The 12,001-nt window shown below is 66.5% G+C and carries 12 protein-coding genes; 8 read left to right on the top strand and 4 right to left on the bottom strand.

The window, feature by feature from the left end; genetic code table 11:
• The first annotated feature begins 33 nt into the window (after nt 1-33).
• The 8 genes from hemQ to CVV68_RS02770 all read left to right on the top strand — a co-directional run bounded on the left by hemQ (nt 34) and on the right by CVV68_RS02770 (nt 8,342).
• Nucleotides 34-744 (top strand): hydrogen peroxide-dependent heme synthase, encoded by a 711-nt coding sequence (hemQ, locus tag CVV68_RS02805; RefSeq protein ID WP_110499484.1) that lies wholly within the window; start codon nt 34-36, stop codon nt 742-744.
• Complete coding sequence (locus CVV68_RS02800; protein WP_110499483.1) at nt 741-1,922, top strand: ferrochelatase; 1,182 nt, start codon at nt 741-743, stop codon at nt 1,920-1,922. Before hemQ ends, CVV68_RS02800 begins: the two co-directional genes overlap by 4 nt.
• 11 nt (nt 1,923-1,933) lie before the next feature.
• Nucleotides 1,934-2,917, top strand: coding sequence for a hydroxymethylbilane synthase (hemC, locus tag CVV68_RS02795; protein WP_110499636.1), 984 nt, complete (start codon nt 1,934-1,936; stop codon nt 2,915-2,917).
• Nucleotides 2,914-4,011, top strand: a complete 1,098-nt coding sequence (locus CVV68_RS02790; protein WP_245933295.1) for a uroporphyrinogen-III synthase — start codon at nt 2,914-2,916, stop codon at nt 4,009-4,011. Before hemC ends, CVV68_RS02790 begins: the two co-directional genes overlap by 4 nt.
• Nucleotides 4,008-5,015: a porphobilinogen synthase gene (gene hemB / locus CVV68_RS02785; protein WP_110499482.1), complete on the top strand. Its 1,008-nt coding sequence runs from the start codon at nt 4,008-4,010 to the stop codon at nt 5,013-5,015. Before CVV68_RS02790 ends, hemB begins: the two co-directional genes overlap by 4 nt.
• A gap of 38 nt (nt 5,016-5,053) precedes the next feature.
• Nucleotides 5,054-6,373 carry a glutamate-1-semialdehyde 2,1-aminomutase gene (gene hemL / locus CVV68_RS02780; RefSeq protein ID WP_110499481.1) on the top strand — a complete coding sequence of 440 codons (1,320 nt, stop codon included), beginning with the start codon at nt 5,054-5,056 and terminating at the stop codon, nt 6,371-6,373.
• Between the two features lie 119 nt (nt 6,374-6,492).
• Entirely contained in the window at nt 6,493-7,695 is a 1,203-nt protein-coding gene (locus CVV68_RS02775; RefSeq protein ID WP_245933294.1) for a glycoside hydrolase family 3 N-terminal domain-containing protein, read from the top strand.
• Between the two features lie 98 nt (nt 7,696-7,793).
• The gene (locus CVV68_RS02770) at nt 7,794-8,342 is read left to right on the top strand and encodes an MOSC domain-containing protein (protein WP_110499480.1); all 549 of its coding nucleotides are present in this window, start codon (nt 7,794-7,796) and stop codon (nt 8,340-8,342) included.
• Between the two features lie 83 nt (nt 8,343-8,425).
• On the opposite strand, the gene CVV68_RS02765 is transcribed toward CVV68_RS02770, so the two are convergent.
• From CVV68_RS02765 to CVV68_RS02750, 4 genes are all read right to left on the bottom strand, one after another.
• On the bottom strand, nt 8,426-9,163 hold the full coding sequence (locus tag CVV68_RS02765) for an amino acid ABC transporter ATP-binding protein (RefSeq protein ID WP_110499479.1): 738 nt from the start codon (nt 9,161-9,163) through the stop codon (nt 8,426-8,428).
• Nucleotides 9,160-9,924: an amino acid ABC transporter permease gene (locus tag CVV68_RS02760; RefSeq protein WP_110499478.1), complete on the bottom strand. Its 765-nt coding sequence runs from the start codon at nt 9,922-9,924 to the stop codon at nt 9,160-9,162. Before CVV68_RS02760 ends, CVV68_RS02765 begins: the two co-directional genes overlap by 4 nt.
• 3 nt (nt 9,925-9,927) lie before the next feature.
• Nucleotides 9,928-10,866, bottom strand: a complete 939-nt coding sequence (locus CVV68_RS02755) for a substrate-binding periplasmic protein (protein WP_110499477.1) — start codon at nt 10,864-10,866, stop codon at nt 9,928-9,930.
• A 377-nt stretch (nt 10,867-11,243) separates the two neighbouring features.
• Nucleotides 11,244-11,930, bottom strand: a complete 687-nt coding sequence (locus tag CVV68_RS02750) for a 3'-5' exonuclease (RefSeq protein WP_110499476.1) — start codon at nt 11,928-11,930, stop codon at nt 11,244-11,246.
• Nucleotides 11,931-12,001 lie beyond the last annotated feature (71 nt).

Here is a 12,001-nt window from a genome sequence, read left to right as displayed (position 1 = left end):
TCTTTCCGCGCCCTTGGGTGCAAACTTGAACCCATGAGCCACACTTTCGCGGAATCTGTCACTAAAACTTCCGAGCCGGCCGACGCCGAGGCCACACCGTTCACACTGTGGACCGTGTTCAAGCGCACCGGGTCCTTTGCCGGCGGCGCCGAAGCGGTTGCCGCCTTTGAGGAGCTGACGGCCTCACTTGCCGCCGAGAACATCACGCTGCGCGGGGCCTACGACGTCTCCGCCATGCGCAACGACGCCGACATCATGGTCTGGCTGGTGGGCGCCAAGCCCGAAGGCCTGCAGCAGGCCGTGCGCAGCATCCGCCGGCTGGAGCTCTTTGCGGCCAGCGAGATCTCCTGGTCCGCCATGGGCGTGCACCGCGAGGCCGAATTCGCCAAGAGCCACGCGCCGTCCTACATGGGACCCAACGCCCCCAAGGGCTGGGTCTGCGTCTACCCATTCGTCCGGTCCTACGACTGGTACATCCTGCCGGCCGAGGACCGCTCCCGCATGCTCCGCGACCACGGCATGCTCGGCCGCGATTTCCCCGGTGTCCTCGCCAACACGGTATCGGCTTTCGCGCTCGGCGACTGGGAGTGGCTGCTGGGCCTGGAAGCCGACGACCTCACCGACCTGGTCGACATGATGCGCCACCTGCGCTCCACCGACGCGCGCCTCCACGTGCGTGAGGAAATTCCGTTCTACACAGGGCGCCGGATCAGCGCCGCCGAGGTTGCAGAGGTTCTCCGATGAGCGCCATTTTCGGCGCACCCACAGCCGAACCGCAGCACTACGACGCAATCCTGCTTGCCTCCTTCGGCGGTCCTGAAGGCCAGGAAGACGTCATCCCGTTCCTGCGCAATGTCACCCGCGGCCGCGGCATCCCGGACGAGCGTCTGGAGGAAGTCAGCCACCATTACCGCGCCAACGGCGGCATCAGCCCTATCAACGCCCAAAACCGGGCGCTGAAGGCGGCTCTGGAGGTGGAACTTGCCGCGCGCAACATCAATCTTCCCGTGCTGTGGGGCAACCGCAACTGGAACCCTTACATCCCCGAAGTCCTCCAATCCGCCTACGACGCCGGCCACCGCCGCCTGCTCATGCTCACCACCAGTGCCTACTCCTGTTACTCAAGCTGCCGCCAGTACCGCGAGGACATCGGCATGGCCCTGACGGAAACGGGCCTGGACGGCAAGCTGGCTGTGGATAAGATCCGCCAGTACTTCGACCACCCCGGCTTTGTGGAGCCGTTCATCGAAGGTACTGCCGCGTCCCTGGCCCAGGTCCGCGCCGACCTTGCCGCAGCAGGCACCCCGGATGCCCCCGTTCACATCCTCTTCGCCACTCATTCCATCCCGATGCGAGACGCCGAGGCAGCCGGCAGCTCGGAATACGAGCTGCGGGAATTCGCCGAAGGGTCCGCCTACGTGGCCCAGCACCTGGCCAATGCGGAGGCCATCATGGCGAGGGTCGATCCCGGGCAGGACTGGTCGCTGGTCTACCAGTCGCGCTCCGGCGCCCCTCACGTGCCCTGGCTGGAACCGGACATCAACGACGCGATCAACGAGCTGGCCGCGAACGGCACCAAGGGCGTTGTGGTGGTCCCGCTGGGGTTCGTCAGCGACCACATGGAAGTCCTATGGGACCTGGACACCGAGGCCAGGGAAACCTCCCGGGAACTGGGCCTGGCCTTTGACCGTGCGCCCACCCCGTCAACACACCGCAAGTTCGTCACCGGGCTGGTGGATCTGATCTGCGAACGGACCGTTGAAAACAACGTGGCCGAACGGCCCGCCATGACGAAGCTGGGTCCCTGGTACGACGTCTGCAACACCGGCTGCTGCGCCAACTTCCGCGGCGAGAAGCCTGCCATCGCCGAGGTGGGGCGCACCGTGGGAGTGGTGTCCGCAGGAAGTGGCTCCCGACCTTGATGGCTGAAACGATGGTTACAGTGAAAATTGGCACCCGCGGCAGCAAGCTGGCCCTGAGCCAGACCGGACAGATTACCGGCGTCCTCACCGGCGTCGGCGGATTTGAGGCGGAGATTATTCGCGTCAAGACCGACGGGGACGTCCTCACCGGCCCGCTGTCCCAGATGGGCGGCACCGGCGTATTTGCAGCAGCGCTGCGCGCGGCCGTGCTGGACGGCCGCGTGGACGTGGCCGTCCATTCGCTCAAGGACCTGCCCACGGCCGCCGTCCCGGGCCTGTCCCTGGCCGCAGTGCCGGTTCGGGCCGACTCCCGCGACGCACTGTGCTCGCGCGACTCGCTGTTACTGGCGCAGCTGCCTGAAGGCGCGTCCGTGGGAACCGGCTCGCCGCGCCGCGCCGCGCAGCTTCTGGCCGCGCGGCCCGACCTGTCCATCGTGGACATCCGCGGCAATGTCGACACCCGGCTCGGCCGCGTGGCAGGACTGCCCGGCAACGCTGCGGCCGATGTGGTGCCCGGCAGGACGGGCGACCTGGACGCCGTCGTCCTGGCCGCGGCCGGTCTGTCCCGCATTGGCCGCCTGGACACAGTCACCGAGTACCTGGAAGCGGACGTCATGCTCCCGGCACCCGGCCAGGGCGCCCTCGCGCTGGAATGCCGCACGGCGGACGCCGGACCCACGGGGGTCCTGGGCCAGGCGCTCGCCGCCGTGGACGACGCCGACACCCGTCTTTCCATCACCGCCGAACGGGCACTGCTGGCCCGTCTGGAAGCCGGTTGCAGCGCGCCGGTCGGTGCGTTCGCGTTCCGCAAGGGTTCCCTGCTGTATCTGGAAGCCGTGGTCTGCTCGCTCGACGGCGTCCGCTCGCTCCGCCTGAAGAAGGCCACCGACGGGCTGACCTCCGTTGGTGCCACCCTGCTGGGCATCGAACTGGCCGAGGAACTGCTCGCCGGCGGAGCCGCAGACCTGGCAGATCTCTCCGGCTCGGCGAAGTGACATCTGCGGGCGGGCCGCGCCAGTCGGGCAGCGGCCGGCGAAGGGTCCGGCATTCCCTCGGCGACTTTCCGACGGTCGGCCGCGGGCGGCTTCCCGTCTCCCTGACGTCGCCTACGGAAACACCGGACCCGCCGCCGGTCGAGCGCGCCGACGAGCCGACCTCGGGAATTTCGAAGAGCTCGACCACCGGCGCCGACCTGCTCGCAGGGCTTCGCGTGGCCGTTACCCGGAGTGTGGACCGGGCCGGCGCCTTGCTTTCCGCTCTGGCAGCCGACGGGGCGGAGCCGGTGCTGGTGCCCGTCATCGACTTTGAGGTTGCAGATAATGACGCCTTGGGCGCCTCCCTCCGCCGCCTCGCCGCGGGGAACTACCGCTGGCTCGTGATCAGCTCCATCACCACGGTCCGCGCGCTCAAGCAATGGTGCGGGTCCGCCGGGATTTCGCTGGCCGCACTCATTCCCGCGGCTACGAAAGTCGCCACGATTGGCCCCACATCCGTCGCCGTTCTGGAAGCCGAAGGCGTCCGCGTGGACCTGGCCCCCGCCGACGCGCAGTCGGCGGCCGGCCTTGTCGGGCTGTGGCCTTCCTTCACGGCGGACGACGGCGGCAACGCGCGCGTCCTGTTGCCGCAATCGAACCTGGCCGAACCCACGCTGGCCCGCGGACTGGAGGAAAAGGGCTGGGACACGGAAGCCGTCACCGCCTACCAAACCGTCGACTACCCGGCGGAACCGGCCAGGCGCCTGACCGCCATGCTGGCCCATGCAACTCCCGAGCCGCTCCCACTGCCCGATCACCAAGGCAGCTACCCCCTGCTGACGCCGGCCCAGGCGGCGGGGGAGGTACGGACTGGGGCGATCAACGCCGTCGTGCTTGCCTCGGGGAGCGCGGCACGCAGGGTGGCCGAAACCATGGGGCCGCTGCCGGAATCCTGCCTGGTCATTGCGATCGGGCAACCCACGCGGGCTGAGGCCGAACGGCTGGGCCTGCGCGTCGCCGCAACCGCGGCGCACCCCACGCCTGACGGGATTGTGGCAGCCCTGGCCGGAGCCGTGCAAACATCCAAACCAAGTAACACAGGAGACAAAAAGTGAGCTTCCCCCAGCACCGCCCCCGCCGGCTGCGCACCACCACCGCAATGCGGCGGATGGTTGCCGAGCACCGGGTGGCGCCGGCGGACCTGATCCTGCCCGTGTTCATCCGCGAGGACCTCAGCGAGCCCAGGCCCATCACGTCCATGCCGGGTGTGGTGCAGCATACGACGGCGTCCCTGGTCGCCGCCGCGCGCGAGGCCGTGGAGCTCGGGCTGGGCGGCATCATGCTGTTCGGCATCCCTGCCGTGCGCGACGCCGTGGGGTCCGCCGGGCTGGACCCCTTTGGGGTGCTGAACAAGGCCATCCGCGACGTGCGGGCCAATGTGGGCGACGAGCTGGTGGTGATGAGCGACCTCTGCCTGGACGAGTTCACTGACCACGGCCACTGCGGTGTGCTGGACGCCCACGGCCAGGTGGACAATGATGCAACGCTGGCCGTTTACGCCAAGATGGCGGTGGCACAGGCCGCCGCCGGAACGCACGTGGTGGCTCCGTCGGGCATGATGGACGGCCAGGTGGCCGTGATCCGCGAGGCCCTGGACGCCGCCGGATTCGCCGACGTGTCAGTGCTGGCCTATGCCGCCAAGTACGCGTCCGCGTTCTACGGCCCGTTCCGCGAAGCCGTGGATTCACAGCTCGACGGCGACCGCCGCACGTACCAAATGGATCCGGGCAACCGCCGCGAGGCCCTGCACGAGGTGGAACTGGACCTGGCCGAAGGCGCCGACATCGTCATGGTCAAGCCAGCCATGAGCTACCTGGACATCCTCGCCGACGTGGCCGCGATGTCCCCCGTACCCGTGGCCGCCTACCAAATCTCCGGAGAATACGCCATGATTGAGGCCGCCGCCGCGAACGGCTGGATCAACCGCCGTGCCGCCATCGAGGAGTCCGTGCTCAGCATCAAGCGGGCCGGCGCCACCATGATTTTGACGTACTGGGCGGCCGAGCTGGCCGGCTGGATCCGCGATAACCAGGTAGCTCCCTCTGTCAGGCCGCATTAGCCCGTCCGGTCCGGCACCACTTACCCGAAGGAATTTCCATGACGAGTTCGCAGGAACTTTTTGACCGCGCCAAGACCCTCATGCCGGGCGGGGTGAACTCGCCCGTGCGCGCCTTTGGCTCCGTGGGCGGCACCCCCCGTTTCATGGTGAACGCCAAGGGCGCCTACCTGAGCGATGCCGACGGCCGCGACTATGTGGACCTCGTCTGCTCCTGGGGGCCTGCACTGCTGGGCCACGCACACCCCGACGTGCTCGCGGCCGTGCACGCCGCCGTCGACCACGGCCTGAGCTTTGGCGCCTCCACCCCGGCCGAAAGCGAACTGGCCGCCCTCGTGCAGGGGCGCGTGTCCGGCGTCGAACGCCTGCGCATGGTCTCCACCGGCACGGAGGCGACCATGACGGCGGTGCGCCTGGCCCGCGGATTCACCGGGCGGGATCTGATCATCAAGTTCGCCGGCTGTTACCACGGCCACCTCGATTCCCTGCTGGCCGCCGCCGGATCCGGCCTGGCCACCCTGGCCCTGCCCGGTTCCGCCGGCGTCACGGCTGCCACGGCAGCCGAGACCCTGGTGCTGCCGTACAACGACCTTGCCGCCGTCGAGGCCGCCTTTGCCGCCCACGGGGACAGGATTGCCGCCGTCATCACGGAGGCCGCGCCCGCCAACATGGGTGTTGTCACCCCCGGCGACGGCTTCAACGCGGGCCTGTCCCGCATCACTTCGGAGCACGGCGCGCTGCTGATCCTGGACGAGGTCCTCACCGGCTTCCGGGTTGGGGCGGCTGGTTACTGGGGCCTGACCGGCGGCTCGGCTGTCGGAACTGAGCGCTGGACCCCGGACCTGTTCACCTTCGGCAAGGTCATCGGAGGGGGACTGCCGACGGCGGCACTTGGCGGCCGTGCGGAAGTCATGGACTATTTGGCACCCCTTGGGCCCGTGTACCAGGCTGGAACCTTGTCCGGAAACCCGGTGGCCATGGCCGCGGGCGTGGCCACCCTGACCGCGGCGACCGCTTCCGTGTATGCCGCCGTGGACGCCCGTTCGCTGGAACTGTCCACCGCCCTGACCGGCGCTCTGTCTGCCGAGGGCGTGGACCACTCCGTCCAGCGCGCCGGGAGCTTGTTCTCCGTGGCGTTTGGCACCTCCGCGCACGGTGTCCAAAACTACGACGACGCCCAGGCGCAGGAAGTGTTCCGCTACGCCCCGTTCTTCCACTCCATGCTGGACTCCGGCGTGTACCTGCCCCCGAGCGTGTTCGAGGCATGGTTCCTCTCCGCCGCGCACGACGACGCCGCCATGAACCGCATCTTTGACGCGCTGCCCGCGGCCGCCAAGGCGGCGGCTTCCGCCACGGCCTAGCACCGCGCCAAGAGTGTGTTGCAGTCGTTGGACCAAACCATGCCGAAAATGCCACTTTTGGTCCAACAACTGCAACACAGATTTTTATGGTAGTAAATCAGGGCGCAGGAGTAGAATTTTTGGCTATACATTCCCTGAGCAAAGCCGCGTGGGCCATGCGCCAGCACTTGCATATCCGCCACTTGAAGTCCATTGCCATGCTCGCCGCGCTTCTGGCCGCGGCACCCCTGATAGGTGCCGCCCCGGCGTCAGCACCGGCGTCAGTGCCGGCGGCGCTGGGGTGGTCCACGCCGGCGCAGCACCTGGCCCACATGACGCTCCAGCAGCGGGTGGGGCAGCTGTTCATGGCCGCCGCGGGGGCCACCGGTGCGGGCACGGCGACAATGAACGTCCTGCACTGGGACCATGTCGGCAACGTTTATTTGGCGGGGCGCAGCTCTGCCGGGATCAACGCCACGGCCGCGGTCGTGCGGCAAATGACCAATACGGTCTCCGCGGCCACCACCGACAACGAATACCTCTCGGTGGCGACGGACCAGGAAGGCGGTTACGTTCAGGTGCTGAGCGGACCGGGTTTCTCCACGATTCCCACGGGATTGTCACAGGGGACGCAGACGGCAGCCACCTTGACGGCTAACGCCAAGAACTGGGGGAACCAGCTGCGCTGGGCCGGAATCAAAGTGGACCTGGCCCCCGTGCTTGACACCGTGACGCAAGCATTTGCTCCATACAATGCACCGATCGGCTACTACCAACGCGAGTACGGGTACACGCCGGCCGCCGTCTCAGCGAAGGGCAACGCGTTTCTGGCCGGCATCAAGGCGGGCTACGTCATGCCGACGGCCAAGCACTTCCCCGGTCTGGGGAGGGTCACGGGAAACACCGACGTGACATCGAATGTCCATGACACGCAAACCACCATCAACGACCCCAACCTGCTGCCGTTCCGAACGGCGATCGACAACGGGGCCAGGTGGGTCATGGTCTCCAGCGCCTACTATGACAGGATCGACGCGCGGCCCGGCAAGCTGGGAGCATTCTCCAATGTCGTCATGGGCACCATGCTCCGAAGCAATGCGCATTTCACCGGCATCATCATCTCCGACGATCTGTGCAACGCCGCGCAGCTGTCACAGTGGAGCTGGGCGGTCCGGGCCGAAAACTTTGTCAACGCCGGCGGTACCATGGTCTTGTGTGGCAATGCCAATGCGATCCCGTACATGTACAACGGCATCCTGCAACTTGCCCAGCAGCGCCCCGACTTCCTGGCGAAGGTCAACGCCGCCGTGCTGACCATACTCACCGTCAAGCATGGCCAGTAGGGGGGTCCGGCCGCGGCGCCCCGGATTCCGTCCGCCGGCGACCCGCCTGGGACCCGCCTGGGACCCGCCAAGGGTGCGGAACTGCTTAGACTGGAACAATGACCAACAAGGCGGCCGTAGTGGCGGTGCACCGGGAATCGGACCACCGCTTCAGCAAGGGTACGGCAGATTCCATTGAACTGCTCCAAGGCCTCGGCGTTTCCGGAGACGCCCATCTGGGGGCCACCGTGCAGCACCGTTCCCGGGTGCGTGCCGATCCCACCCAGGCAAACCTGCGCCAGGTCCACCTGATGCACCAGGAGCTCTTTGACGCCCTGGCGGCCAAGGGGTTCACCGTGGCTCCGGGGTCATTGGGAGAGAACGTGACCACAGTAGGGCTTGACCTGCTGGCGCTGCCGCGCGGCACCCGCCTGCACCTTGGCCGGGACGCCGTGGTGGAGGTGACGGGATTGCGCAATCCCTGCAGCCAGATTGAGGATTTCCAGCGCGGCTTGCTCAAGGAGATGGTGGGCTATGACGACGCCGGCACCCTGGTTCGGCGGGCAGGCGTCATGGGCGTGGTCCACCGGGGCGGCACCATCCGCCCCGGTGACCGCATCGACGTCGTGCTCCCAGAAGAGCCTCACGAGCCGCTGGACAAGGTTTAAGCTACGACTGTGTTGCACTTGTTGGACGAAATCGCGCTCAGCAAGCGCTTTCCGGTCCAACAAGTGCAACACAGTTGAGAGGGCTAGAGGACGTCGGAGAGGAAGCCCTTCAGCCGGTCCGTCTTCGGGGCGCTGAAGAGTTCATCCGGTGATCCGGTTTCCACCACCACGCCACCGTCCATGAACGTGACGGTGTCCGAGACGTTGCGTGAGAAGCCCATCTCGTGGGTCACCACCACCATGGTCATGCCGCCCTTGGACAGGTCCGTCATGAGCGACAGGACGCCCTTGACGAGCTCCGGGTCCAGGGCCGAGGTGGCCTCGTCAAAGAACATGACCTCCGGCTCCATGGCCAGCGCCCGGGCGATCGCCACGCGCTGCTGCTGTCCGCCGGAAAGGTTGCCCGGGCGGGCGTCGGCCTTCTGCTTCAGGCCCACCATGTCCAGCTGCTCCAGGGCCTTGGCACGGGCCTGGTCCTTGGGCATCTTGCGCAGCTTGTTCAGCGACAGCGACACATTGTCCACCACGGACTTGTGAGGGAACAGGTTGAACTGCTGAAACACCATGCCAATGCGACGCCGGAGCTCGTCCGGGTTGTCCGCCAGGACCGAGCGGCCGTCCAGCAGGATGTCGCCCTGGTCGGGTTCGATCAGCCGGTTCATGACGCGCAGCAGCGTTGACTTGCCCGAGCCCGAGGGGCCAATCACGGAGGCCGTGGTGCCCTGCGGGACGTGCAGGTCGATGCCACGCAGCACCTTGTTGGAGCCGAAGGCCAGGTGGATGTTCTTGGCGGTCAGGGAACCTGACTTGAATTCACTCATGTCTGGGCGCCCTTTCCAACGACACCGGCTACGTCATCGGGTTCAATCCTGGCCCGCTTTCCTTCACGCATGCGCTTGTCCATGAAGTTCACCACGTGGGTTAGCGGGATGGTCAGGATCAGGTACAAAACTCCGGCAGCGACCAGAGGCGACAGGTTGCCGGTGTTGGCCGCCGCATCGTTGCCAATGCGGAAGATCTCGCGCTGGCTGGAGAGCAGTCCCAGCAGGTAGATCAGGGACGAATCCTTGATCAGTGCAATCAACTGGTTCACCAGGGCCGGCAGCACGCGCCGGATGCCCTGCGGGATGACTACCAGGACCATGGAGGACGTGTAGCTGAATCCCAGTGCCCGGGAAGCCTCCAGCTGCCCCTTGTCAACGCTTTGAATGCCGGAGCGGAAGATCTCGCCAATGTAGGCCCCGGCCATCAAGGTCAGCGCCGCGATCCCCAGGGGGAACGGGTTGGTGCTGCCGGTCAGGAGTCTGATGACCGGGCCAAAACCGAGGCCAATCAACAGGATGGTCAGGATGGCCGGCAGGCCACGGAAGACGTCCGTGTAAATGCGGGCAATCCACCGGGGGACAGCGTTCCGTGAGATCCCCATGACGGCAAGGACCAGTCCGAGGATGCAGCCAAGGATGCCTGAGGAAACGGCCAGGATCAGGGTGTTCGGCAAACCGACTGTGAGCATCTGGGGGATGACTTCCCCCATGGCCTGCCAGTCGAAAAACGTTTTAAGGAGCTGCTGGAGTACGTCCATAGGTTAGCCCTTCGGAACCTTGACGGCCTTGGATCCCGGCGACCAGGTCGCGGGGGTCTTGCGGTCCGGGTACCACTGCTTGGTCAGCTTGGACCAGGTGCCGTCGGCGATCACGGCGTCAAGGGCGGAGTTCAACGCATCGGTCAGCGGCTTGTTGCTGGAGTTCACGGCATAGGCCGTGAAGTTCTGCGTGTTGACCACGGACTCGACGATGGCGGTGCCGTCCCCCGGCTTGACCTGGCCGGTGGCCTGCTGGGACGGGGCAACCCAGGCGTCAACCTGGCCGTTCTTCAGATTGGCGTAGGCGGTGTTGTAGTCCGCGAAGCGGACCGGTTCCATCTTCAGGGTGTTGGTGACGTAGTCATCCTGCACGGTGCCCTGGACGACGGCGATGCGTGTGCCGGCCTTCAGGTCCTTGAAGCCCTTGATGGCCGAATCGGTCTTGGCCACGACAGCCATGTAGCCAAAGTCATAACCGTTGGTGAAGCCGACCGTCTTGCGGCGGGCGTCCGTCGTGGAGATCGAGGAGGAGCCGACGTCGAACTGCTTGTTGGCAACCTGGGACAGCAGGGCGGCGAAGTCGGTGGACTTGAACACAACCTTCAGGCCCAGCTTTGCACCCATGGCGCGCAGCAGCTCGTTGTCATACCCGGTGAACTTGCCGGTCTTGTCAATGAAGATGTTCGGCGGGGCGTCGGAAAGCGTGCCAACCGTGATGGTGCCGGGGGTGATCAGGCCCAGTGCCGACTTGTCGATCTTGTCAAGGGCGGTGACGTCCTTGGTGGTGTACTTGTCCAGTGACTGCTGGTCGCTGCCGGCCAGTGCGTCGGTGGACTTTCCGGAGCTGGTGGCGCCGGTGCCGCCGCCGCAGGCGGCCAGCGAGAACGCCAGCGCAACCGCTACGGGCACTGTGGTAAGCCACTTCAGGGCTGTTTTCTTCATCAGGCGTTCACTTTCATGTCAGGTGCCCAGCAGCGAAGAGGATGACGGCTGGGTTTCACGGGCGCGGGGAACCCTGGGTGGACTCACAAGCGTGGCCTAGCAGAGTTCAACCCGCGGAACTAAATTATGTCATCCGCGCCGGAGATGTGGCGGGTACGAACAAATGCTTCACAAATGTGCAATTCATGGAAGAAATGATGGATCATGACGGCTGGCAGCCGGGCGCAGCCCCTTTGGAACCGGTCCCACCCCGCAGGACCGGCGCAGCCGGACGCCCGGCAAGGCCGGTAATTCCCTGTGTGATTTGGCCCATGCCGGGGTGGCGCATGCTGGACTTCCCCATGCTGGACTTCCCGTGCGGGGGTGGCCGTGCCTCCCTATGGCAGCACGGGCCAGTCACCCTCAATGACGGCGACGGGGTCCTTCACGCGGCGCAGGTATTGCTGAAAGTCCGCAGCCTGCTCGCGGGCCCACCCCACCTGGGCTGCGTGGAGTTCGGCCAGGTCCAGCCGCAGGGCGCTGTATTTGGCGGCCAGGGCGTCGGCCAGCCGCAGCGTCGCCTCGGCATCGGCCGCGGAGGTGTGGGCGTCGTCGAGCGAGATGCCGTACTCCTCGCAGAGGGCCACCAGTGTGCGGCTGCCCTTGCGGAACCTGTCCACATGCTTGTTGCAGATGAAGGGATCGATGACCGGGGCGGGCGTGATCGCGTCCAAGCTGTAACGGCGGGCCTCGTTGGCCAGGACGGTGAAGTCGTAGCTGGCGTTGAAGGCGATGACGGGGATGTTGTTCCGGAAGAGCGTGGCAAGGACTGCGCCGATCTCCGCTGTGACTTCATCAACCGGCCGGCCGTTTGCGCGGGCGTGGGCCGTGCTGATGCCGTGGATGGCCGCTGCTTCCTCGGGGATCTCGACGCCGGGGTCCGCCAGCCACTCATGGGTGTCCGCCACGGCGCCGGTCTCGTCAACCATGACGATGGACGCCGTCACGATCCGCGCCTCCCGCGGGTCCTTGCCGGTGGTTTCCAAGTCAAACGCGGCCCTGGGGTGCATGTTCCAGCTAGTCATGCCCCAACGCTACCTTCTGCCACCGACACTTCGGTGCCGGCCGGCCGGGCTGCGGGGCAGGCTGTGGAGAA

The sequence above is a fragment of the Arthrobacter livingstonensis genome (assembly GCF_003219815.1).
GTDB classification, from domain to species: Bacteria; Actinomycetota; Actinomycetes; order Actinomycetales; family Micrococcaceae; genus Specibacter; species Specibacter livingstonensis.
The sequence above is the reverse complement of the archived record's forward strand: the minus strand, read 5'-3'. Positions and strand labels throughout refer to the sequence as shown.